Raw genomic sequence first — 23732 nt, 5'->3', positions numbered from 1 at the left:
ATAAATGAACAAAAACTATTTTAATCACATCCCAACAGGAGAAACTCTACCTGTAAACAATGTACATGCGGTTTCAGTATCGATGCCTTATTTACAAGATGTGATTGATTATGAGCTACAAACTCCTGAAATACTTGAAACTATAAAAAGTGGTTATCCAAGGTTTGTTTTACATCCTTATTTAAAACAGCTTGGACTTTATATCAAAGATAAGTATAAAGTAAGTGATGATTATGAAGTAGTAGTGCTTAGTTCTCAAAAAGCTGTGAAACTTGTAAGTGATAAATACTATATAAATAATAAGCTTGAAGTAGATGAAGCTTTTGGTGTTATTTTAGTTCAAAAAAACACTTGTCAATTACAAAGAGTGTTAAGCTATATTCAACATGTGGGTTGCAACCTTTCTTCAAGACTTGCTGAAAAATACCTTTTTGATTTAGGATTAATAGATAGCATTCATGAAGAAGAACTAGAAGATGAATCAAAAGCCCATGACATTATCATAGACACACTAGCTAATGCCTATAATCAGCCAAAAGATAAAGTATGCCTAGCACCATCTGGAATGAACGCTATTTATTCAGTTGTAAGAGGAATAAACTCTATTCAAGCTCACAATGGACGAACTGTTTTAGTTCAGTTTGGTTGGCTTTATTTAGATACTATGAATATAGTAAATCATCACTACCAAGAATCAAAAGTATTTCCTGATATTTTAAATCTTGATTTACTTGAGGAGTATTTAAAAACAGATGGTTTAAAAGTTAGTGCTATAGTTACAGAAGTTCCAACAAACCCACTTTTAAAAACTGTAGATATTAAAAGATTAAGAAAGTTATGTGATGAGTATAATATACCTTTAGTTATTGATACAACTTTTGCTACACCTTATAATCTAAACTTAGAAGATTACGCAGATATATTTGTAGAATCTCTTACTAAATTTGCTTGTGGAAATGCTGATGTTTTAATGGGTGCAATTATTTTAAATAAAAGAAATAATCTATCACATATGACAACAGAGTTTTTCAAACATTGTGACCCAGTTTATATAAAAGATAAACAAAGATTAGCATATGAGATAAAAGATTACAAAAGTAGAGTTAAAAAAGTAAGTTCAAACACAAAAGCTTTAGCTGCTTATTTTGAAAAATGCTCTTACATAGATAAAGTTTTTTACTGTCTAAATGATGAAAACAAAGACAACTACTCTCAAACAATGAGAGATGATAATAGCCTTACAGGTATTATCTCTGTTACTTTCAACAAACCTTTTAAAGAAGTATATGACAAACTAAACTTTGCAAAAGGACCTAGCTTAGGTACTGAGTTTACACTTCTTATGCCATATACTTATTTAGCTCACTGGGATCTAATCCAGTCAGAAGAGGGAAACAAGTTCTTAGAAGAAATTGGTCTTCCTATAGATTTACTTAGAATTTCTGTTGGAGTTGAACCAATTGATGAAATTATAAATGAATTTAAAAAACTAGAAGAGTTCTAAAACTCTTTTTAGTTTTCAAACCAATTTAATTCTTCTCGCAAGTTTACAACCTCACCTACTATAAAAACAGCAGGTGTTATTGCTTCTTTTGATTTCTCAACTATATTTTCTAAAGTTCCAACTATTGTTTTTTGTTTTTTTGTTGTACCATTTGAAATGATTGCACAAGAAAGAGTTTTATCTTTTCCTATTTCAAGTAATTTTGAAGTAATAAGTTGAATATTATGAAGTCCCATTAAAAATACTAAAGTTTCATCATCTTTAAAACTATTCCAGTTAATATCATGCATACTTTCATTTACTTTTTTATGTCCAGTTACTACTCTAAAAGATGAACATACACTTCTATGAGTTACTGGAATTCCAGCATATGCAGGAACTGAAATAGCTGAAGTAATACCAGGAATTATTTCAAACTTAACACCTCTTTGTTTTAAATAAAGAGCCTCTTCTCCACCTCTTCCAAAGACAAAAGGGTCACCTCCCTTTAGTCTTACAACACACTCATATTTTAAAGTACAGTCATAAATCAATTCATTTATTTGCTCTTGAGGTAATGTGTGATTATCTTTTACTTTGCCTACATAAATTAGTTCAACACCCTCTTTTGCTTCTTCTAAGATCTCTTTATTTACTAAATTATCATAAATAATCACATCAGCTTTTTGTATAAGTTTATATGCTTTTAGAGTTAATAACTCTTTATCTCCTGGTCCTGCACCAGTTAAGTATACCTTTACCATTATTAACTACTTTAAATTTAAATAGACTAAACTATTTTCTATTTTTAACTCATAAGTTTTAGTACATTCATATTCTTCACCAATTGACTCACCACTTATCATGTCTACATCAGTATTATGAAGGGGGCAAGTTACTACTTTTTCATGAACTAAACCATCAGATAGTTTACCTTGCCTATGAGGACAGATATTATTTATTGCATAAATTGAGCCATCTTTTGTTTTAAAAATAGCTATTTCTAAATCTTCATACTTTATAACTCTTGCCCCCATTAATGGGATATTTTCAAGTTCTGTTATTTTAATCCAGTTTTGCATTAGTTTATCTCCTTTGCTTCAAAGCTTACTGATTCTTCTGGTTTTATGACAATAGGGCTAAACTCTTTAGTAAATCCATCTTCAATTGCTTTTGCCCAAGGGTCAACTTGTGCACTCTTTTGAGACTCTTCAAATCTTAAAACATAATATTCTCTTTTTTGAGTATCAAGCATAATTTTCTTTACATACTCAAGACCTACTCGCTCAAGCCAATGAGCTGTTCTTTCTAAATAGTAAGCATCTTCTCTATAAAATTGCATAAATGCTTTCGTATATTCAATCAACTCTTCATCAGTTTCAACTTTACAAAGTAAATCAGTAACCCTAACTTTAATACCACCATTTCCTGCAATATGTATTTCCCATCCAGAATCAACTGCAACAACTCCAAAGTCTTTGATAGTTGCTTCTGCACAGTTTCTAGGACATCCTGATACTGCGATTTTATACTTATGTGGAGTCCATGAACCCCAAGTTAACTTTTCTAGTTTCACACCCATAGCCATTGAGTCTTGTGTACCAAATCTACACCATTGACTTCCTACACAAGTTTTAACTGTTCTAAGACCTTTTGCATAAGCTTGTCCAGAAACAAAACCACAATCATTTAAATCTTTCCACATAGGGGCTAATTGTTCTTTTTTAACACCTAACATATCAAGTCTTTGACCCCCAGTAAATTTTACAGTTGGAACATCATATTTCACTGCAATATCTGCAATATCTTTTAGCTCTTGAGGACTAGTAAGACCTCCCCAAATTCTAGGAACGACAGAGTAAGTTCCATCTTTTTGAATATTTGCATAATTTCTATCATTTACTAAAGCACTTCTTTTATCATTTTTGTATTTATCATCGTTATATTTTACAAGTAAATAGTAATTTATTGCTGGTCTACACTTGATACAACCATCATTAGTTTTCCAGTTTAGCTTTTCAAAAACTTCATACACATCTGAAAACTCATTTTCATTTATACACTCTTTTATCTCTTTATGACCTACATCACAACAATCACAAATACCCTCTTCAACGGCGTTGTATTCATCACCTAAAGTATTTACCAATATTTGTTCAACTAAACCTAAACATGACCCACATGAAGCGCCAGCTTTTGTACAACTTTTTACATCACTAAGAGATTTTAAATCTTTGTCTTTAATAGCATTTACAACATCACCTTTACAAACACCATTACAACCACAAACCTCTTCATCATCACTCATAGAGTTTACATCATCTCCACCATGTCCACTATCTCCAGAGAGTGCTGACTTCCCAAATAAAATTTTAGTCCTTAAATCACTAATATCTGTATGCTCTTTTAGAAGTTTTAAGTACCATGAAGCATCCGCTGTATCCCCATAAAGTACAATACCTATAATCTTATTATCATAAATTACAAGTTTCTTATAAATACCAACTTTTTCATCAAGTAAAATAAGCTCTTCTGTTGTTTCATCCCCTAAATAGTCCCCTGCACTAAACAAATCAACACCAGATATTTTAAGTCTTGTTGATAAAGTTGAGCCACTATACCCATCAACCTCAACATCAGCAAGTTTTTTAGCTAATACTTTTCCTTGTTCATATAAAGGTGCTACTAAACCATAAGTATTTCCTTTATGCTCAACACACTCACCAACAGCAAATATTGATTTATCACTTGTAGCCATAAAATCATCTACTATAATTCCTTTTTTTGTGTCAAGTTTTGCCTCAATTGCTAAGTCTTTATTTGGAATAATCCCCGTTGCAAACACTACAATATTTGACTCAACACTACTTCCATCACTAAACTCTACTTCTTCAACATCACTAATTCCATTTATTTGTTTTATTGTTGTATTTAACTTAAACTCTATTCCATATTTTTCTAAATTCTCTTGAAGAAGTTTACCTCCTGTACTATCAAGTTGCTGTGAAAGAATCGAGCCACTTCTATGAACTAAAATAGTTTTAACTCCATGCATAGCAATTCCATAAGCTGCTTCAAGACCAAGTAATCCACCTCCAACTACAACTGCTGTTTTTGATTTATCTATTGTCTTAATTATAGTATCAACATCAGCTTTATTTCTAAATGCAATTACATTATTTAGATTACTTCCTACTGTTTGAGGAATAAAAGGTTTAGAACCTGTAGCTATTAAAAGTTTGTCATAATTTTCAACTTTTCCATTTTGAGAAGTCACTGTTTTATTTAACTTATCAATAGATATAACCTTATCACCTTTATGTAAGGTAATATTATTCTGTGTATACCATGACTCATGATTAATAATTGTATCTTCAAAAGTTTTCTCTTGAGATAAAATATAAGAGAGCATAATTCTATTATAGTTCACATATGGCTCTTCCCCAAAAATTGTAATATCATATTTATCTTTATTTATTTCAAGTAAATCTTCGATAACTCTAAGCCCACTCATTCCATTTCCAACTACTATTAACTTTTCTTTCATACTTATATCCTTTTCTCAATTTTTACTGCACTATGGTTATAGTCAGGTTCTAATGATTCTTTATCATATATGTCATTTGTTAGATAATTCATATCTCTATTACTAACAGGAATAAAAATCGTTCCTTTTTTTATAGTCTCAACAACTTGAGCATAAGATATCAATTCACCTCTTTTTGATTTAACTATAATTTCATCACCATTTTTAATATCTAAACTATTTGCATCTTCACTATTTATTTCACAAAAATTCAATTCTTTAAATTTTAAAAGAGTTCTTGGAAGATTTGTTTTTGTTCCACTATGCCATTGGTCTCTTGTTCTTCCTGTAAGTAGAATAAATGGATATTCTAAAGATGCTTTTTCACTTAAAAGTTTGTTTTCTACAAAAAATAAATTTGCTTTTTTATTCTTTGTCAAAAACTCTTTATTTTCAACTATTTTCTCACCCCAAATAAAAGGCTCACTATTTAATTCATCATAATTAGCCTCATAAATATCCATATAAGAGTTTAGTTTTGTCATTTCTTGATACTCTTCAAATATTTCCTTTGGATGAGAAAAGTTGAAGTCTTTTTTAAAGCCTAAACCTTGAGCTATAAGTTGAAATATTTCCCAATCTGCTTTACAATCAATAGAAGTCCTTGTTAGTTTTTCTTGTTTAGTTATTGTTCTATCTAGATTAGTTTGAGTACCTTCTTTTTCTCCCCAAGGAGCTGCTGGAAGTTTTATATGTGCAAATTTTGAAGTTTCAGAGTTTTCATAAGCATTTATCTCTATTACTAAAGGGATTTCCTTTATAAGCTCTTCCATTTTATTTCTATTTGGAAGATGATAAATTGGATCAGTATGACAAACAATTAATACTTCAAGATTAGCTTCAAGCATTTGTGTTGCAGTTAGTCCAGGTTTATTGCTAATACCTTTTACACCCCAAAACTCTTCAACTTTTTTGATTGATTCTTCATCAAAACCTAAATGAACAGCAAGCATTGTTGAAAGTCCTCCAACCTCTCTACCACCCATTGCATTAGGTTGACCTGTTAAAGATAAAGGACCATTTCCTTCTTTGAAAATTTTTCCTGTTAAAAGATGAGTATTAATTAAAGCAAGATTTTTATCAACACCTTGAACAGATTGATTAAGTCCCATTGTCCAAGCAGTTATTATATTTGGACTGTTTTTATATAAAAGCCAAAACTTTTCAAACTCTTCTTTTGTTAATCCTGTTCTTTTTAACATCTTTGTTACAGGAACTCTTTTAAACTTATTTACTAATAAATCATAATTATTTACATGAGAGTTTATAAACTCTTCATCAACTAAACATTCATCAATAATTCTTTTAGAAATCAAATTAAAAAGGTCAATATCACTTCCAGGTTTCACAGCTAAATGAATATCAGCAATTTTTGCTGTATCTGTATATCGAGGATCAATTACAACTACTTGTAGACCTTGCTTTTTTGCTTTTTTAATTTTATTATGAAAAACAACATGTGCTTCTGCTGTATTTGCTCCTGCTAAAATCAACAGATTTGCTTTATTTATATCTTTCATTCTAAGAGGTACAAAGTCTGCACCTAATGACTTTTTATAAGCAACTACAGCACTTGACATACATGTTCTACTATTTGTATCTACATTATTAGTTTTTAAAAAACCTTTTCCTAATTTATTTGCAATATAATAATCTTCTGTTAATAACTGACCAGATAAATAGAAACCTACTTTATCTTTTTTAGACTGCTTAATTTTTGATACAATATTTTGTATACTTTTTTCCCAAGATGATATTTTAAACTCACTATCTATTGTATCCCTCATCATTGGTCTCAATAATCTAGTTGGTGTTTGAATACTTACTAATTCACTAACCCCTTTAGAGCAAACCTTTCCTTCATTTACAGGATAAGCCACATCTCCAAGAAGCTTGCTTTCATCGAATTCTAGTCCACATCCAACACCACAATAACCACAAACTGATTTAATCATAAAATATTCCTTTATATAGTGGATGTAAAAAACTAACGTTTTACTTCAATCCATTATAAAATAAATTTTATGTAATTTTAAGATTTAATTGTCTGTTTTTTATACAAAAAAATAGTATATTTTACAAAAAGCTAGTGTTATAATGGTTACATCAAAATCATTAATGTAAATTTAAGGAGAAAACATGATTAAGCAGGTATTAAAAATCGGATTAGGTCTTTCTATTATTACAAGTTCACTTTTAGCAGCACCAGAAAAAACAAAGTTAAAAATTGGTTTTATTGCATTAACTGACTGTGCTCCATTAGTAATAGCAAAAGAAAAAGGTTTCTTTAAAGAAGAAGGTTTAGATGTACATGTTACAAAAGAAGGCGGTGGATGGCCTGGTATTCAACAAAAAGTTATTAGTGGAGAGTACGACTTTTCACATGCTTTAGCGGGTATGCCAATAGCTGCAACTTTAGGTATCAATGGTAATGCTCATTTACAAGCTTTATTATCTTTAGACTTTAATGGTAATGCTATTACATATGGTAATAACATTATTGAAGAAATGGAAAAATACGGATTAGATAAAAATAAAAGACCTGTATCTGCTGAATCTCTTAAAAAATATATTGATGCAAAAAGAAAAGCAGAGGGTGAAAACTATCAACCTCTAAACTTTGGTATGGTTCATCCTGTTTCAACACATAATTATGAATTAAGATATTGGATGGCTTCATCTGGGATTAGACCTGACCAAGATTGTACTATTAAACCTTTTCCTCCACCAACAATGCCAAGTAACTTAATCGCTGGAAATATTGAAGGATATTGTGTAGGTGAACCATGGAATTCAAGAATAGTGCTAAAAGGAAAAGGTTCAGCACTTGTAACAAACTATGATATTTGGAACAATAATCCAGAGAAAGTACTTCAAGCAAGAGCTGATTTTGTGAAGAAAAATCCAGAAACTACAAAAGCTGTAATGAGAGCTGTTATAAAAGCTCAAAAATGGCTTGATTCTTCATGGGAAAATAGAGAAGAAGCTATTAAGTATTTAGCTAAGAAGAACTATGTAAAAGCTCCAAAAAAAGTTTTACAAAAATCTATGAGTGGAACATTCCTTTATAACAAAGGTGTAGACTCATCAAATCCTATGTTTAATGTATTTGCAAATAATTATGCTTCATATCCATTTTATTCACATGGTATGTGGTTTGTAACACAAATGTACAGATGGGGACAACTTGATAAACCTGTTGATATGAAAGCTTTAATTGAAAAAGTTTATAGACCTGATTTATTTGCCCAAGTTGCTAAAGAGGTTGATTATAAACTACCTCCAAGTCCTTGGAAAAAAGATGGTGTTGATGAATATAACAAGTTTCTAGATGGAAAAGTTTGGGATCCAAATAAAGCAGTTGATTATATCTTTGACTTTAAAGTTCAGAATTCACTTGTTTCAAAAGAAGAGTTGTTGAAAGTTAATAAGTGGAAGGTTAATACAGCCCAACCTAAATATGAGTGTCACTATGGACCTGCTGGTTGTGCAGACCCTAAATATGTTACAAAGTAAGTCTTTTAGACTTACTTTAATAAAGAGAAATAAACTTGTTTTTTTAAATGCCTAGTTCATATTAATTCTCCTCCTGAATAATACTAGGCATCTAAAAGAACAAAGAAAGGTTAAAAATGAAAAAAGAAATCTATAAAAAAATACTATTTCCCCTAATAGTACTAGTAGTCTTAATTCAAGTGTGGTCAGGAATTGCAGCAATGGTTGAGGATTTTCCAACACCAAGTGATACTTATATATATGCATTTGGTGGAGAGACATCAGATGGAGATGAGTTAGAAGGTGTTTTATCAGACCCATTTTATGTTGAAAACCAGGATGATAAAGGTGTATTTTGGCAAATAGTAGCTTCATTAGAAAGAGTGTTTTCAGGTTTTGGACTTGCTGTTTTAGTAGGAGTTCCATTAGGTTTAGTTATTGGGATGAGTAAAAACTTTCAGTATGCATTTGAGCCATTTATACAAATATTTAAACCTGTGTCACCTTTAGCTTGGTTACCATTATTACTTTTTGTATTTCAAGATATAGATGCAACAGCAATTTCAACAATTTTTGTTACATCAATTTGGCCTATTATTATAAATACAGCACTTGGCGTAAAAAATGTAAATCAGGACTATTTAAATGTAGCAAAAGTTTTACAATTTTCACCAATTGAAAAGGTATTTAAAATTATCTTACCAGTAGCTGTTCCATATATTTTTACAGGAATGAGATTATCTTTAGGTATTGCATGGCTTGTTATTGTAGCAGCTGAAATGCTAACAGGTGGTATTGGTATTGGTTTTTGGATTTGGGATGAGTACAACAACCTTTCATATCACAATATTATCATAGGTATTATCTTAGTTGGTATTATAGGTTTTATTTTAGATGTAATTATGGGAAAAATTGCAGATTATTTTGACTATAGAAAAAAGATGTAAAACAGAATAAGGAAAAATCATGAGTAACAATAACTTTTTAGAATTAGAAAACATATATAAAGCCTTTCCTCTTCCAGGAGGAAAAGAGTATAAAGCCGTAGTTGATGTAAATGTAAAAATTGCAAAAAATGAAATTATTTCAATTATTGGTCATAGTGGATGTGGAAAATCAACTTTATTAAACATGATAGCTGGACTTGATGCACAAACACAAGGAAACATACTACTCAAAAATAAAGAGATAAAAGGACCAGGACCGGAGCGAGCAGTGGTATTCCAAAATCACTCCTTACTTCCTTGGTTAACTGTTTTTGAAAATATTGAAATGGCAGTAAAAAAAGTAATGCCACATCTAAATAAACAAGAATTAAAACAAAGAGTAGAACATTTTGTTTCAATGGTAAATTTAGACCATGCAAAAGATAAATTTCCTGGTGAAATATCAGGAGGTATGAAACAAAGAGTTGGTATTGCCAGAGCTTTATCTATTAAACCTGATGTACTACTTATGGATGAGCCTTTTGGTGCACTTGATTCACTTACGAGAGCAAATCTTCAAGAGCATTTAATGAGAATTCAACAAAGTGTTCAAAATACTGTAATTATTATTACTCATGATATTGATGAAGCTGTTTTATTAAGTGATAAAGTAATCATGATGACTAATGGACCTGAAGCTACTATTGGAGAAATACTAGAAGTAAACTTAGAGCGTCCTAGAGATAGAGTTGCTCTTCAAAGTGATCCTGAATATATTAGATGTAGAGAAGCTATTTTAGATTTCTTATATAAGAAGTTTGCAAAAGAGGATGAATAAACTAGAGTTTAAACTCTAGTTTATAGTTTTAAGACATTTTTTACTCTAAGTAATGAATCGCTTTTAGACAATGTAAGTCTTACAATTGAGTCTTCATTTGCTTTTAGATTATGCATAATATTTCCCTCTAAACTTACAATATCACCTTTTATAAGATTATAAACTTTTTCTCCAACACCAAAGTCTATTGAGCCTTCAAAAATTTCAACAGTTATGGGATATGGTGTTTTATGATCTTTCATAATTTGCTCTTTTTTAAAAACAATTCTTATCTCTTTTGAAAAAGCTGTTTCTAACATAGGTGATACTTTTACTTTATCTTCGCCATATTCAAGATGGTCATAAATATTTATTTTTTCCATGATAAAACCTTTTTAATTATATGAAACGATTTTATCTTTAAAGAGAGAAATTAACCTTGATTTCAATCAAGTATTCTTGCTAAAAAATAAAAGTTATTATCAAAAGTACCCTCTTCTAAAAGTTCATAATTTTCATGTACTAGTACCATAACTTCATTTTTCTCAACTTTACTATCATCTAAAATATGAAAAATCAAACCTTCTTTATTTAAAATATTTTTTTGATTTTTCAAAGATTCATTGATTTGAAGAAGAGATAAATTATCTAAGGTATTTCTTGAAAAAATAGCATCAAATTTTTTGTGAGTATCTACAGTAATTTTATCAAGTACAATAACTCGTATATCAATAAACTCATCTTTTAAGAATCTTGTTTTGATTTTTTCATCTTCACTTGCAACTACTTCATAGTATTCATGAAGTAGTTTTAAGTCATTACCTTTTTTACTTCCAAGTTCTAGTACTTTTTTAAATCTTGGAAGATATTTTCTCAAAGTTGAGATAATATCCATTTTAGTTCCTTAAAAAATATCTGCGTTTAAAAGAAGTAATAAACCTAAGGCAAACATAACAATAGGTGCTAATACTTCTACAATATTGATTATTTTAGTAGATTTAGCTGATACTTTATTTAAAGAAACTCCTAAAAATGATGAAGCAAAGATTACAAGTCCCATTCCAAGAGAGATAGCAATACTTGCTAATATTACTGAAAAATATGTTTTTAAAATAAAAGCATATACAAAAAGTACAACTGTTCCAGGACAAGGAATAAGTCCAGCAGTTAGTACAAATATCAAGTCTTGCTTTTTTCTTTCATTGTTAAAATGAATTTTGCTTTCAGACTTTTGAACAAAATTAATATTTCCAGTTGTTGAAAACATTGGTTTATTTTCTTCTGTACTACAACAAGCACTACAAGCACAAGATTTTTTCTTTAGTTTTCTATATAAAATATACATAGATAAAAGCATGATTAAAACTGCACTTGTTTGAGTGATGTACTTTATAGAATCATCTAAGAAACTATTTAAAACACTTTGAAGTAGAAAAATAGAAATCACAACTAAAATCAATGCCCCAACTATATGAATAAATGCAGTTGCAAGTGAAATAATAAAGGCTTGAAAATATGAACTTTTTTGAGTACTAAAGTATGAAAAGGCTAAAGCTTTTCCATGTCCTGGTCCCATAGCGTGTATTATTCCATATACAAAAGATACAGCAAGTAAGAAAAGTAAAGCCCAGTTATCTTCACCCTTCTCTATCTCTACTAAGTAATATTTTACTTTTTTTACAAAGCCACCTAAAAGAGTCTCTTCTTTTTGAACATTTTCTTCTTCTAAAGATTTTTCAATAAGATTTTTTTCTTTTTTTCTAACTTCAGAAGCACTTTGTTTTACTTCTTCTTTTGTTTCACTTGTAGCTAGAGAAGGTGCATTTATAGTATAAGTTACACTATTATAGTCCATCTCTTTTTTTAACTCATAAGGAATATTAAAATTTTGATTATTCTCATCAATAAGCATGATAAAGTAACTTGCATCATCATAAACTTCAATATATAATTTATGATTGTGTTTTATTTCATAATTTAAATCAAACTCATAATCAAAACTTAATATCCCATCTATGAAATTAAATTTATATTTTTTTATATCAAGTGTTCGTGAAACTTCTTCTATTTTAGTACTGTAAGTTAAGTGAGTAAGGTAATTTTTGGGTTCTATGTAAGCTAGTAGTGCATCTTGAATTACTTCTATTTCTTTTTCATCAAATGTTGCATCTAAATTTGTATCATAGAGATTTAAAAGCTCTTTTGTAAACTCTTTTGCAAATACCCATTTAACTTGTGCATTTTTTATAAGTTTATCATTGGCTTCTATAGAAACAGAAACATGTGTTTTAGGAGAATAAACTGAACATAAGGAGCATCCAAAAAGGATGCCCTTAAAAATTAATATTAATAGTATATATCGTATCATTTATAACTTTTTGCAATCTCGTTTGCTACCTTTAATAAATTCTTATCCCATTCGTAAGATAATGGGTCAATTGTAGCAGTGTAACCTTTAATACTATTTGAAATAACTTTTGCACCTTTTTGAGAGAATTGTGGTGCTACAAATACGATTTTTATATCATGTTTTTTTGCTTCATCTACTAATTCTACTAATTGAGCAGGTTTTGGCTCTTTTCCTTGAATTTCAATTGAAATTTGCTCTAAGTGGTATCTTTTTGCAAAATATCCCCAAGATGGATGGAAAACCATAAATGCTTTATGTTCATAAGGCTCAATAATTGATTCTAATTTTTTATTTAAAGATTCTAACTCTTTTACAAAATCTTTATAGTTTGCTAAATAAAAATCTTTATTTTTTGAATCTATTTTAGCAAGAGCTTCATAGATATTTTTCGCTTGAACTTTTACTAACATAGGATCTAACCAAACATGTGGGTCCAATCCAGAGTGATCATGACCTTCATGTTCATCATGGTCATCGTGTTTCTCATGTTTATGTTCGTCATGGTCATGATGTGCATGTTCTTCATGTTTGTGCTCATCGTGTTTTTCATGTTTATGTTCATCATGGTCGTGATGTTTTTCTTCTTTATGCTCTTCATGTTTTTCTTCATCATGATGTTCATGAGCTTGCATTTCAAGTTTTTTTATTCCATGAGTAGTATCAACTACAAGCATATTTTTATTTGCATCTTCAAACTTTTCTAACCATACTTTTTCAAACGGCACACCAATTGAAAAATAAGCTTTTGACTTAGCTAATTTTCTCATTTGTGATGTTTTTGGCTCATATGTTGCAGGAGAGAAGCCAGCTTTTACCATAACATTTACTTCAACTTTATCTTTTGCTATTTTTTCAACAAAATATTTTTGTGGTAATATACTTACAGTTACTTCATTGGCAAATAAACTCATACCAATAAAAAAGAATAAAGACAATAAAACTTTTTTCATATATTTTCCTTAATTTTTACATTTATTTTGCAAGCTAGTTGCATTTGTGAAATAATATTACATAAAAACTTTAATGCAACTTAGTTGTATCTTGACAAAAATAATAAAGTTCTTTTAAATTAAAATTGATATAATCTAACTATGAACTTAGAAAAATTAACACATGAAAAAAATATAAAACTAACTACTGCAAGAAAAGCCATCTTGGAGATTTTAGTTGAATCAGATAAGCCTTTATGTTATGAGGATATCAAGAACAGTCTTTCAATGGATAAAGCTACATTTTATAGAAATATTACAAAGTTTGAGGAACAAAATATTATTAACTCTTTTGAGTCAAATGATAAAAAAAGATATTTTGAAATATCAAAAACAAAACACTCTCATTTTATTTGTAGTGTTTGTTCTAAGATTGAGTGTATTCATGAAAAGTTAAATTTTAATCTACAAGATTACCAAGTTGACAACATTATAATAAAAGGTGTTTGTCCAAATTGCTTAAATAAGGAACATAAATGATTAAACAATTAATTACTATAGAGAGATATATAAATAAAGAAGCTCTAAGTGGTATTATTCTTTTTATTGCAACAGTCGCAGCTGTAATTGTTGCCAATTCAAGTTGGGGACAAGAATACTATGACTTATGGCATATGCCACTAGGAATAAACTTAGGTGATTTCTCTATTTCCATGACACTTACTTATTGGATTGATGATGGATTGATGGCATTATTCTTTTTAATGGTAGGATTAGAAATCAAAAGAGAAATGTTAGTAGGTGAACTATCAAGCATAAGTAAAGCTTCATTTCCAATCGTTGCTGCAATTGGTGGTATGTTAATACCTGCTCTTATTTATGTAGGATTTAACCCAGATAATCCACTAGGGTTTGGTGTACCTATGGCTACAGATATTGCATTTGCCTTAGGTATTTTAATGCTTTTAGGAACAAGAGTAAATCCTGCTTTAAAAGTTTTTTTAGTTGCTCTTGCAGTTGTTGATGATTTAGGTGCTGTATTTGTAGTTGCAACTGTTTATACAAGTGAAATTCAATCACAATACTTCTTACATGCAGGGATTGTTTATGCTTTAATTTGGATTTTAAATAAAAGAGGTGTTACTACTTTAACTCCTTACTTATTACTTGGTATTTTACTTTGGGTTTATATTCATGCTATTGGTATTCATGCAACTATTGCAGGTGTTTTATTAGCATTTGCTATTCCAATTACTTCTAAAATAGATGAAAAAAGATTTATTGAGGAAACTAGAGAGTCTGTGGATGAATTTGAAAAACACATGGATCCAATTCCTATTTTAAATCATCATCAAATAGATCAACTAGAAATTATTGCATATAGATATGATAGAGTTCAAAATCCTTTAGTTAGACTTGAACACAATCTACATGGTCTTTCAGCATTTTTTATTATGCCTTTATTTGCATTTTCAAATGCAGGAGTTTTAATCGACTTTAGTACAGTAAGTGCAAACCTAATGATAGTTTTAGGTGTTGTTTGTGGTCTAGTTATTGGTAAACCTGTAGGTATTTTAGGACTTACATACCTAGCTCATAAATTTAATTTAGTTAAAAAACCAGATGCTATTTCTTGGAGAGAGATTTTAGCAGTTGGATTTATAGCTGGTATTGGATTTACAATGTCTATCTTTATTACGCACTTAGCCTTCTTAGACGAGGGAACAATAGCTGCTGTTAAACTTGGTGTATTTGCTGCTTCATTTGTAGCTGCACTTATTGGTGTTTTACTACTTCTTTCTATAAAAAAAGAAAAAGCTTAAAAGCTTTTTCTTTTGTATAAAAAATAGCAATATTATTCTATTTTCAAAAAGAAAATTTAACTAAGATATAATATGTCAAAAATACTACAAAATATTCTTTTTGAAAATGTTAAACAATCAACAAATGATTTTACAAAACACTACCATGATACATATACTATAGGTCTTACATATAAAGGTGTTTTAAAATCATATAATTCTTTTGAGACATATGATTCTTATGAATACTCAATAAGAATAAATAACCCAGGAGAGGTTCACTCAGGAAAATCAAAAGAGTGGAGCCATGCAAATTTCTATCCAACAGTTGATTTATTATCAAATCTATATGAGCAAATATTTTATGAAAAAAAAACTCCTTTTTTTCAAAGACATATTGTAGAAAACAAACTTTTATTTTTAAAACTACATAACTTTTTTACAGCCTATTTTACTAAAGAAGATGAGATGTTTGTAGAATCATTATTGATTGAGGCTTTAAGTGAATTAATACTTTCAAATACAATTTATACTAAAGAGTATAATAAAATCTTTGAAGATAGAAAACTTATAAAAAACACTTATGAACTTATAAATGACTCATTAGATACTAACTTTACACTTGATGCACTTGCATCAAATGTAAACCTAAGTAAATATCACTTTTTAAGACTATTTAAAAAAGAGTTTGGTCTAACACCACATGCTTTTATAATAAATCAAAGACTAAATAAAGCAAATAGACTTATTCAAAAAGGTGTATCAATAAGTCAAGCAAGTGTTGAAGTTGGCTTTAATGACCAATCTCACTACACAAGAAACTTCAAGAAGTTTTTTGGATATACTCCTCTTACTTTAAAAAAGAATAGCAATTTTATTCTATAAATAAAAAAAACTTTTCACTATACTTTTTTAAATTTATTTAAAAGACTATATTATGACAGATACAAATAAAAACCTATTTTACTTTTTGATGTTTCTAGCTATGGCTGGATGGGGAGCTTCATGGGTAAATGCAAAAGTTTTAAGCTCATATATAAATGAATATGAACTTATATTTTTAAGAAACTTCTTTACAATTGCAAGTTTAGTTCCTGTACTTATCTTTACTAGAAAATATTTTTATATAAATAAAAGAAGTTTTCTTTTAGCTATCTTAGCATCAGTAATCATGATAGCTTATATGAAATGCTATTTTTTAGGAACAAAGTTTGGTACAGCTTCACTTGGTGGAGCACTTGTAACAACACTAATTCCAATAAATACCTTTTTGATTATGGCTTTTTTTTATGGTAAAAAAATAGTAAAAAAAGACTATTTTGCATTAGCAATTGGAGCTTTAGGAGTTATGACTATGTTAAATGTTTGGTCTTTTTCAAGTGAGCAAATATTTACAATACAAAATATGTATTTCTTAGGAGCTTCTATTTTGTGGCCTGCTCTTACAATAACAAGCTCTAAAATTACTAAAACCTCGCCTATGGTGTTTACTTTATATATGTATATTATTACATCTATTATGGTTGCTGTATTCTTTACAGAATCATTAGAGTTTAATTACTCTAGTTATGACACAATTTTTTGGATAAATATCTTGGGACTAGCTATAGTTTCAACAACTTTTTCGACAACTGTATATTTTATAGGTATTGAGAAACTTGGAACAAATGAAGTAAGTTCTTTTATATTTCTAGTACCATTATTTGCTATTTTATTTAGTATTATTTTCTTAAAAGAGCACTTAAGTATTTCACTTCTAATAGGTACTATATTAACACTAATAGCTGTGAAAATTTTAAATAATATAAAGATTTTCAAAAAAAGAGGAAAAGTTGAGCACTGAAAATAAAAAACTAAATACCTTTACCTTATCAGGGCTAATTATAGGGCCTATTTTAGGTTCAGGGCTTATACTATTACCTCCGCTTTTATATAATATGATTGGAAATTTTTCACTTATCATTTGGGCAGTTATTTTAAGTCTAGGTTTTGTTTTTGCTTTAATATTTGCAAAGCTTGCAATTTTATATCCAGGTGATGGAGGAGTAAGTCTTGCGACAAAAGAAGCAATGGGTAAAAAATATCAATTACTTACATCCTTTTATTTGATTTGTGCTGTATTTTTTGGACCTGTTGCTGTACTTTTAATAGCAGCAAAATTTATACAAGTTTATTTTCCTAATACTTCTTTAGTTGAACTAAGTTTTTATATTTACTTAATCATTTATTGTCTACTTCTTATAAAAATAGACTTCTTGGGTAAATTAATGCTAATTGTTAGTTCAACAATAACTATTATTTTTCTTTTATCAAGTATCTATGTACTATTTAATATAAATGAGTTTTCTTTTTCTTTTCCAAATATAGAAGTTTCACAAATTGGATACTCTTTTGTTTTAGCATTTTGGGCAATAGTTGGATGGGAAGTAATAGGTAATTACTCAAATGAAGTTAAAGAAACAAACATAATAACTAGGTCTGTAGTTCTCTCTGCAATTATTGTATCTTTAGTTTATATTTTAGTAACACTAGCCATTTGTTTTGGAGATTTTCCTAAAAATGAAGAGTTTAAATTAGTATGGATAATAAAGCCTTTATTTGCTAATACCTCTGATTTACTACTTGCTACAATTTCTATAATTTTATGTATAGGAACACTTATTCTTTTTGTAGGAGGAGTGGCTAGGCTTATTTCATCTTTAAAACTTACAATATATACCTCAAAGCATCTAAGAAATAATACACCCATAGGAGCATTAAACTTTTTATCTATTATTTATATAATAACTTTAGTTTTAGTAAGCCTTGATTATTTAACTTTAGATAACTTAGTAGCTTTTGCAGATGCCTTTTTTATTGCAAATGCAATTATTGGTCTTATTACAGCAGTTATTCTTTTTGATAAAGGCTTTTTTAAATATAGTGCTATTTTTTTAATCGGAGTATTTTTTATAATCATGCTTTTTTCAAATATTTTTATTCTAGCTATGATTATAGGATTATTTCTATTTACTTATTTTAAGAAGTGACGTTTATACTTCTTAAAATATAATTTTTACTAATAGTCTTTTAAGACATCTTTTGTAATACAGCGTCCATACTCTATAAGCTCTTTTGCTTTATGAAAATCATAAAATTCACAAGCTTTTGAGGAAACATTTATCATAATATCAGGCTTATGACTTGCTAACTGATGTCTTGCTATTACATCTTGCATACTCTCTATAGATAAGTTTAAAATCTCAAAATATGAAAGTTTTTTCTTTTTTGTATTTGTAAATTTTTTATTCAAAAACTTACCAATAGTTTTCTTGAAATAGCTATCATCTTCTTGAAATATTTTTTTATGTTTATCTTTGATAATCGCATCATCATTTAGATTAACAGCTATTACCAAATCTGTAAATTCAGATGTGACAGGCAATATTGGAACAGGATTTAAAATACCACCATCAAATAAAACTCTTCCATTTAATTTCTTTGGAGTAAAGATAGTAGGAATTGCAATTGAAGCTCTTATGGCATCTTTTAAACTTCCTTTTTTTAGCCATACTTCTTTTTTATTTAAAATATCAGTTGCCGTTGCTGTAAAAGGAATAGATAAATCTTCTATCAAAACATCTTCACCTATAAACTCTTCGATTTTATCAAAGACTTTATCTGCTTTTATCATTCCACCATCTGAAAATGAAAAATCTACTAACTTTAAGATATCTAAAGCATCAAAATTTAAAACCCAATCCTCATAAGCTTGAAGTTTCCCACTTGCATATAAACCACCAACTAAAGCACCCATTGATGAACCTGAAATAGATTTTATTTCATAGCCTTGCTTCTCTAACTCTTTTATAACTCCAATATGAGCATAACCTCTAGCCCCTCCACTTCCTAAGACGAGGGATACTGTTTTTTTCTTTTGCATTTTTAGTTTTCCTTACTTACCTTTTGTTTTAAAGCGTTTATTTCTTTTGCCACATCTGCTTCTTGGCTTGAGATATTTACTAGTTTTTTCATAACTAAAGAGGCTGTTAAATCCCCTGTGACATTTATAGTAGTTCTACACATATCAAGTATTCTATCAACTCCTAAAATAAGTGCTATTCCCTCAACAGGAACTCCTAAACTCTGAAGTATTGTTGCAAGTATTACAATACCAACTCCAGGTGTACTAGGAGCTCCAATAGATGCAGCAACTGTTGTTAAAGCTAAGATTACCATCTGAGTTAGACTTAAATCTATTCCAAATAATTGCGTTAAAAATATAGCTGCTATTACTTGATAAATTGCTGTTCCATCCATATTTATAGTTGCACCCAAAGGTATTACAAACTTCGAAATTGGTGTTGGGACATTTAGCTTATCTTCTGCTGTTTTCATAGATAAAGGCATAACAGCAGCTGATGATGAAGTAGAAAAAGCCATAAGTTGTACTTCTCTTACTTTTCTTAAAAAATCAAGAGGCTTTATTTTTGAACTTAAATAAACAACTGTTAAATAAAAACATAAAAGAGAAAATAATCCCAGTAAAACTGTAAATACATACATCGACATAGATGATATTGCATCAAAACCTATTTTAATAGTAATACTACAAAGTAAACCAAAAACAGCATAAGGTGCAAGTTTCATAGCCCAACTAACTACTGTCATAGAAAAAGCCTGAAATGACTTAGCTAAATCTTTCATAGGTTTTGAGTCTTCATCTTCCATATTCATTAAAGCAACACCTACAAAAATAGCAAGTATTACAAAAAATAGGATATTACCATCAAGTTCAGCTTGACTTACATTTACAGGGATTAAATCTACAATCATATCAGGAATAGAAGTATTTGAGATTGGATTTACCTCTTTGATTACAATACTACTTGTGCTAATAGTATTTAAAATATCTTTTGATACATATTGTCCTGGATTTATATATAAGGCAATTATTAAGCCTAAAGTTACAGCAACAATAGTTGTAAAAACAAAATAAGGAGCTATTTTCATACCTAAACTTTTTAAAGTTTCCGTATTATCAGCACTTGTGATACCTAAAATAATTGAGCTCATTACAAGAGGTATTACTACCATTTTGATAAGAGCTAAAAAGATATTTCCAGCTAAAGCTACCCAAGGAGCAATTGTAAAAGCCACTTCTTTTGAGACTAAAGCAAAAGCATTTGGAGATAACATAAGTCCAACTACAACCCCAAGAACCATTCCTACTAAAACTTTAAACCAAAGTGTTTTAAACATTTTAAGACCTCTCTACTTTATAAAAAATCGCATATAAAACAGGTATAAACCCTAAGGTTAAAACTGTTGAGAACATCAAACCAAATATAATTGAAATAGCCATAGGCTCCCACATCTCACCTCCACTATACCATAAAGGAATAAGTCCAAAAATAGTGGTAATTGTTGTAAGAATAATAGGTCTAAACCTACTCACACAAGCTTCAATAATAGAGTCATAAAGATTTAAACCATTTTCATTTTCAAGTTTTATTCTCTCTAAAAGAACTATTGCATTATTGATTACAATACCACTTAAAGAAATAATTCCTAAAAGAGTCATGAATCCAAAATATGAGTTCATTGTGTAAAGTCCAATTGATACTCCAATTAGTCCTAAAGGAATAGATACAAGAATAATAATTGGCTTTCTAATAGAATTAAACTGTGCAACCATAAGTAAAACTATTGCCATGAAAGCAAGAGGTAAGTTCTCAACTATTGACTTATTTGCTTTTCCTGAGGCTTCATACTCTCCACCAAACTCATAATAATAACCTAAAGGAAACTTTTCTTGTAACTCGCTCATAAAAGGTTGTATTTTTTCAAATACTGCTATTGCATTTGCTCCTTGGTTTATATTTGCCCCAACAGTTACTGTTTTTAGTCTATCTCTTCTTATGATTTTTGATTCTTCAAAAACTACTTTTACAGAAGCAACCTGAGACAAAGGTATATTTTTTCCACTACTTTGAGAATAAACACTAATAGATTTAAATCTATCTAAATCATCTTTTGTATTCTCATTTGATCTTAAAACTATAGGTATTAACTTATCATCTTTTCTAAAAGTAGTAACCTCAAAACCACTTAAAGCACTTTGCAGAGATATTGCTATATCAAGATTTGAAATACCCTCTTTTAAAGCCTTTGCTTCATCAATATCAACTACAAACTTTTTATTTCTAATACCCCAATCATCAACTATTGTTTTCACTTCATCATAGTTTGATAACTCTTGTTTTACTTTTGAACTAAGCTCAAATAGTTTGTCAATATCTTTTCCACTTATTCTTATCTCAATTGGCTGTTTAACAGGAGGTCCGTTTGCTAAAACTTTTGCTGATACTTGCATATTAGGAAAACTATTTTTTGTAAACTCTTCTACATCTTTTTTTACACTATGTAGATTTTTATACTCTTTTACATTTACCAAAATAGTACTATATTCTACACTAGCTAACTCTTGGTCATAAGCTAACCAAAACCTTGGAGCACTCTGACCTATAAAAGAAACAAAGTTTTTAACACTTTGTTTTTTTACAATATATTTTTGATTTATATACTCTTCTATTTTTCCTACTGCTTGTTTTGTTGTATCTATATTTGTTCCCACTGGAAGCCTAAGCTCTAAAGTAAAACTAGGTTCACTTGAAGGTGGGAAAAACTTCTTTGGAACAATATCTAAAACTTTTAGTGAGCCCACAAAAATTAAAATTACAACTAAAACAGTTAAATATCTAAATCTTAAAACCGTTTTTAAAAAACCTCTATAATAGAAATAAAACCTACTCTCTTTAGCTTCAAGTTTTTTCTTTTTCATAAAATACTTACTTAAAACAGGCGTTAAAGTAAGAGCTAAAACCCATGAAGAAAGAAGTGTAATTGTAACTACTTTAAAAATAGAGTTTGTATACTCTCCTGTGCTTGATTTTGCTAAAAATATAGGTAAAAAGGCTGCTGATGTTGTAAGTGCTGATGTTAGAAGTGGTACTTTTAGTTCATTTGCACTTTGAAGTGAAGCTTCAAATACACTCTTTCCCCTTTGCATTAAAACCATGATAGACTCGCTCATAACAATAGCACTATCAACTAAAAGACCTAAAGAGATAATAAGTGCAGCAAGAGATACTTGATCTAGCCAAATATCAAAAATACTCATGATAATAAAAGAAGTTAAAACCGACATTGGAATTAAAACAGCAACTATAAGACCTGTTCTAAATCCTAGTGAAAATAACATCACTAAAACAACTAAAGCCATAGCTTGAAGTAAGTTATCTACAAAGTTTCCTACAATTTGCTCTACAATTTTTGGTTCATCAAAAAGCTTTTCAAGTTTAACACCTAAAGGAAGCTTATTTTGAATATCAAGCATCAAGTTATCAAGTTTTTCTCCTAGTTTTATAATATCCCCATCTTTTTTCATAGAAATAGCTAAAACTATAGCATTTTGTCCACTTTTTCTTACTATGAAAGTACTTGGTTCTTTGTATTCATACTTAATATTTGCAATATCTTTTAGGTAAATATACTCGCCTGTAGATAAAGGAACTATGGTATTTGCAATTTGTTTTATATTTTCATAGTTTCCACTTGGTTCTACTGATAATCTTGAACTATCTACTTTTATACTTCCACCTGATAAAACTATATTTTTTTGTTCTAATATATTTTTTAAATATGAAGCACTTAGATTTAATTTTGCTAGTTTTGCATTATCAAACTCGACATAAACTCTTTGGGGTTGAAGTCCTAAAAGCTCAACTTTTGCAACCTCATCTACTCTTAAGATAATATCCTTAGCATCATTTGCCATATCTTCAAGCTCACTATAATTCAAGCCATCACTAGTAATAGAAATAAGATTTCCGTAAACATCTCCAAACTCATCATTTACTATTGGCTGGCTTGTTCCATCTGGTAATGCCCTACTTCCTTTTTCAACCTTTCTTCTAAGACTATCCCAAATCTCTCTCATATTTTTGTGTTTTTCTAAAATATTTACAAAAATTATTGATACACCATTTTTTGAAGTTGATTTTATATTATCAATTTGAGGCATTTCTTGTATGGTTTTTTCTAGTTTATCAGTTACTAACTGCTCTACTCTTTTTGCACTAGCTCCTGGGAAATATGTCACAACAGTAGCAGTTCTTATGATAAAGCCAGGGTCTTTTGCCCTTGGTAAATCAAAAAATGATATTACTCCATAGATTAAAAGCATAAATGAAAAGACTATAGTAACAGTGCTTTTTTCTAAAGCAAATTTTGTAATAGACAT

The 23732-nt window shown here is 29.3% G+C and carries 20 protein-coding genes; 9 read left to right on the top strand and 11 right to left on the bottom strand.

The features are described 5' to 3' along the window. The first annotated feature begins 4 nt into the window (after positions 1 to 4). Complete coding sequence (locus NJU99_RS03920; protein ID WP_254577425.1) at positions 5 to 1504, top strand: PLP-dependent transferase; 1500 nt, start codon at positions 5 to 7, stop codon at positions 1502 to 1504. Positions 1505 to 1512: 8 nt separating this feature from the next. On the opposite strand, the gene cobA is transcribed toward NJU99_RS03920, so the two are convergent. From cobA to NJU99_RS03900, 4 genes are read right to left on the bottom strand one after another with little or no spacing between them, the layout of a single operon-like run. Then, positions 1513 to 2247, bottom strand: a complete 735-nt coding sequence (gene cobA, locus NJU99_RS03915) for a uroporphyrinogen-III C-methyltransferase (RefSeq protein ID WP_254577424.1) — start codon at positions 2245 to 2247, stop codon at positions 1513 to 1515. Positions 2248 to 2253: 6 nt separating this feature from the next. Next, entirely contained in the window at positions 2254 to 2565 is a 312-nt protein-coding gene (gene nirD / locus NJU99_RS03910) for a nitrite reductase small subunit NirD (RefSeq protein ID WP_254577423.1), read from the bottom strand. After that, positions 2565 to 5030 carry a nitrite reductase large subunit NirB gene (nirB, locus tag NJU99_RS03905; protein ID WP_254577422.1) on the bottom strand — a complete coding sequence of 822 codons (2466 nt, stop codon included), beginning with the start codon at positions 5028 to 5030 and terminating at the stop codon, positions 2565 to 2567. The genes nirD and nirB overlap by 1 nt, the downstream gene beginning before the upstream one ends. Positions 5031 to 5032: 2 nt before the next feature. After that, on the bottom strand, positions 5033 to 7024 hold the full coding sequence (locus NJU99_RS03900) for a molybdopterin oxidoreductase family protein (protein ID WP_254577421.1): 1992 nt from the start codon (positions 7022 to 7024) through the stop codon (positions 5033 to 5035). A 184-nt stretch (positions 7025 to 7208) separates the two neighbouring features. Here NJU99_RS03900 and NJU99_RS03895 point away from each other — a divergent pair, with 184 nt between their 5' ends. The 3 genes from NJU99_RS03895 (at position 7209) to NJU99_RS03885 (ending at position 10328) form a co-directional block, all read left to right on the top strand. Next, entirely contained in the window at positions 7209 to 8585 is a 1377-nt protein-coding gene (locus tag NJU99_RS03895; RefSeq protein ID WP_254577420.1) for a CmpA/NrtA family ABC transporter substrate-binding protein, read from the top strand. A gap of 116 nt (positions 8586 to 8701) precedes the next feature. Beyond that, on the top strand, positions 8702 to 9511 hold the full coding sequence (gene ntrB, locus NJU99_RS03890) for a nitrate ABC transporter permease (RefSeq protein ID WP_254577419.1): 810 nt from the start codon (positions 8702 to 8704) through the stop codon (positions 9509 to 9511). Positions 9512 to 9530: 19 nt separating this feature from the next. After that, positions 9531 to 10328, top strand: coding sequence for an ABC transporter ATP-binding protein (locus tag NJU99_RS03885; RefSeq protein ID WP_254577418.1), 798 nt, complete (start codon positions 9531 to 9533; stop codon positions 10326 to 10328). Between the two features lie 20 nt (positions 10329 to 10348). On the opposite strand, the gene NJU99_RS03880 is transcribed toward NJU99_RS03885, so the two are convergent. From NJU99_RS03880 to NJU99_RS03865, 4 genes are all read right to left on the bottom strand, one after another. Next, positions 10349 to 10690, bottom strand: coding sequence for a cupin domain-containing protein (locus tag NJU99_RS03880; RefSeq protein ID WP_254577417.1), 342 nt, complete (start codon positions 10688 to 10690; stop codon positions 10349 to 10351). Positions 10691 to 10752: 62 nt separating this feature from the next. After that, positions 10753 to 11202 (bottom strand): class I SAM-dependent methyltransferase, encoded by a 450-nt coding sequence (locus NJU99_RS03875; protein WP_254577416.1) that lies wholly within the window; start codon positions 11200 to 11202, stop codon positions 10753 to 10755. A gap of 9 nt (positions 11203 to 11211) precedes the next feature. Continuing rightward, entirely contained in the window at positions 11212 to 12675 is a 1464-nt protein-coding gene (locus tag NJU99_RS03870) for a nickel/cobalt transporter (RefSeq protein WP_254577415.1), read from the bottom strand. Then, a complete protein-coding gene (locus NJU99_RS03865) occupies positions 12672 to 13667 on the bottom strand; it encodes a metal ABC transporter solute-binding protein, Zn/Mn family (protein ID WP_254577414.1) in 996 nt (331 codons plus the stop codon). The genes NJU99_RS03870 and NJU99_RS03865 overlap by 4 nt, the downstream gene beginning before the upstream one ends. Before the next feature lie 141 nt (positions 13668 to 13808). Between NJU99_RS03865 and NJU99_RS03860 the strand changes: the two genes are divergently transcribed. From NJU99_RS03860 to NJU99_RS03840, 5 genes are all read left to right on the top strand, one after another. Further along, positions 13809 to 14186 carry a Fur family transcriptional regulator gene (locus tag NJU99_RS03860; RefSeq protein WP_254577413.1) on the top strand — a complete coding sequence of 126 codons (378 nt, stop codon included), beginning with the start codon at positions 13809 to 13811 and terminating at the stop codon, positions 14184 to 14186. Then, on the top strand, positions 14183 to 15469 hold the full coding sequence (gene nhaA, locus NJU99_RS03855; protein WP_254577412.1) for a Na+/H+ antiporter NhaA: 1287 nt from the start codon (positions 14183 to 14185) through the stop codon (positions 15467 to 15469). The genes NJU99_RS03860 and nhaA overlap by 4 nt, the downstream gene beginning before the upstream one ends. Positions 15470 to 15541: 72 nt before the next feature. After that, positions 15542 to 16333 carry an AraC family transcriptional regulator gene (locus NJU99_RS03850; RefSeq protein WP_254577411.1) on the top strand — a complete coding sequence of 264 codons (792 nt, stop codon included), beginning with the start codon at positions 15542 to 15544 and terminating at the stop codon, positions 16331 to 16333. Between the two features lie 52 nt (positions 16334 to 16385). Further along, on the top strand, positions 16386 to 17291 hold the full coding sequence (locus NJU99_RS03845; RefSeq protein ID WP_254577410.1) for a DMT family transporter: 906 nt from the start codon (positions 16386 to 16388) through the stop codon (positions 17289 to 17291). Then, positions 17281 to 18477: an APC family permease gene (locus NJU99_RS03840; protein WP_254577409.1), complete on the top strand. Its 1197-nt coding sequence runs from the start codon at positions 17281 to 17283 to the stop codon at positions 18475 to 18477. Before NJU99_RS03845 ends, NJU99_RS03840 begins: the two co-directional genes overlap by 11 nt. Positions 18478 to 18506: 29 nt before the next feature. On the opposite strand, the gene NJU99_RS03835 is transcribed toward NJU99_RS03840, so the two are convergent. The 3 genes from NJU99_RS03835 to NJU99_RS03825 are packed head-to-tail and all read right to left on the bottom strand — an operon-like array spanning position 18507 to position 23732. Next, a complete protein-coding gene (locus NJU99_RS03835) occupies positions 18507 to 19370 on the bottom strand; it encodes a patatin-like phospholipase family protein (protein ID WP_254577408.1) in 864 nt (287 codons plus the stop codon). A 2-nt stretch (positions 19371 to 19372) separates the two neighbouring features. Continuing rightward, entirely contained in the window at positions 19373 to 20689 is a 1317-nt protein-coding gene (locus tag NJU99_RS03830) for a dicarboxylate/amino acid:cation symporter (RefSeq protein WP_254577407.1), read from the bottom strand. Between the two features lies 1 nt (position 20690). Beyond that, a complete protein-coding gene (locus NJU99_RS03825) occupies positions 20691 to 23732 on the bottom strand; it encodes an efflux RND transporter permease subunit (protein ID WP_254577406.1) in 3042 nt (1013 codons plus the stop codon).

It is taken from the genome of Arcobacter roscoffensis, from assembly GCF_024267655.1.
GTDB classification, from domain to species: domain Bacteria; phylum Campylobacterota; class Campylobacteria; order Campylobacterales; family Arcobacteraceae; genus Arcobacter_B; species Arcobacter_B roscoffensis.
This window is presented reverse-complemented; position numbering and strand designations above follow the sequence as displayed.

Bases quoted from the DNA above. Each gene is read 5' to 3' on its own strand.
- NJU99_RS03920 (WP_254577425.1), top strand. From the start codon at position 5: ATGAACAAAAACTATTTTAATCACATCCCAACAGGAGAAACTCTACCT.
- cobA (WP_254577424.1), bottom strand. From the start codon at position 2,247: ATGGTAAAGGTATACTTAACTGGTGCAGGACCAGGAGATAAAGAGTTA.
- nirD (WP_254577423.1), bottom strand. From the start codon at position 2,565: ATGCAAAACTGGATTAAAATAACAGAACTTGAAAATATCCCATTAATG.
- nirB (WP_254577422.1), bottom strand. From the start codon at position 5,030: ATGAAAGAAAAGTTAATAGTAGTTGGAAATGGAATGAGTGGGCTTAGA.
- NJU99_RS03900 (WP_254577421.1), bottom strand. From the start codon at position 7,024: ATGATTAAATCAGTTTGTGGTTATTGTGGTGTTGGATGTGGACTAGAA.
- NJU99_RS03895 (WP_254577420.1), top strand. From the start codon at position 7,209: ATGATTAAGCAGGTATTAAAAATCGGATTAGGTCTTTCTATTATTACA.
- ntrB (WP_254577419.1), top strand. From the start codon at position 8,702: ATGAAAAAAGAAATCTATAAAAAAATACTATTTCCCCTAATAGTACTA.
- NJU99_RS03885 (WP_254577418.1), top strand. From the start codon at position 9,531: ATGAGTAACAATAACTTTTTAGAATTAGAAAACATATATAAAGCCTTT.
- NJU99_RS03880 (WP_254577417.1), bottom strand. From the start codon at position 10,690: ATGGAAAAAATAAATATTTATGACCATCTTGAATATGGCGAAGATAAA.
- NJU99_RS03875 (WP_254577416.1), bottom strand. From the start codon at position 11,202: ATGGATATTATCTCAACTTTGAGAAAATATCTTCCAAGATTTAAAAAA.
- NJU99_RS03870 (WP_254577415.1), bottom strand. From the start codon at position 12,675: ATGATACGATATATACTATTAATATTAATTTTTAAGGGCATCCTTTTT.
- NJU99_RS03865 (WP_254577414.1), bottom strand. From the start codon at position 13,667: ATGAAAAAAGTTTTATTGTCTTTATTCTTTTTTATTGGTATGAGTTTA.
- NJU99_RS03860 (WP_254577413.1), top strand. From the start codon at position 13,809: ATGAACTTAGAAAAATTAACACATGAAAAAAATATAAAACTAACTACT.
- nhaA (WP_254577412.1), top strand. From the start codon at position 14,183: ATGATTAAACAATTAATTACTATAGAGAGATATATAAATAAAGAAGCT.
- NJU99_RS03850 (WP_254577411.1), top strand. From the start codon at position 15,542: ATGTCAAAAATACTACAAAATATTCTTTTTGAAAATGTTAAACAATCA.
- NJU99_RS03845 (WP_254577410.1), top strand. From the start codon at position 16,386: ATGACAGATACAAATAAAAACCTATTTTACTTTTTGATGTTTCTAGCT.
- NJU99_RS03835 (WP_254577408.1), bottom strand. From the start codon at position 19,370: ATGCAAAAGAAAAAAACAGTATCCCTCGTCTTAGGAAGTGGAGGGGCT.
- NJU99_RS03830 (WP_254577407.1), bottom strand. From the start codon at position 20,689: ATGTTTAAAACACTTTGGTTTAAAGTTTTAGTAGGAATGGTTCTTGGG.
- NJU99_RS03825 (WP_254577406.1), bottom strand. From the start codon at position 23,732: ATGTCTATTACAAAATTTGCTTTAGAAAAAAGCACTGTTACTATAGTC.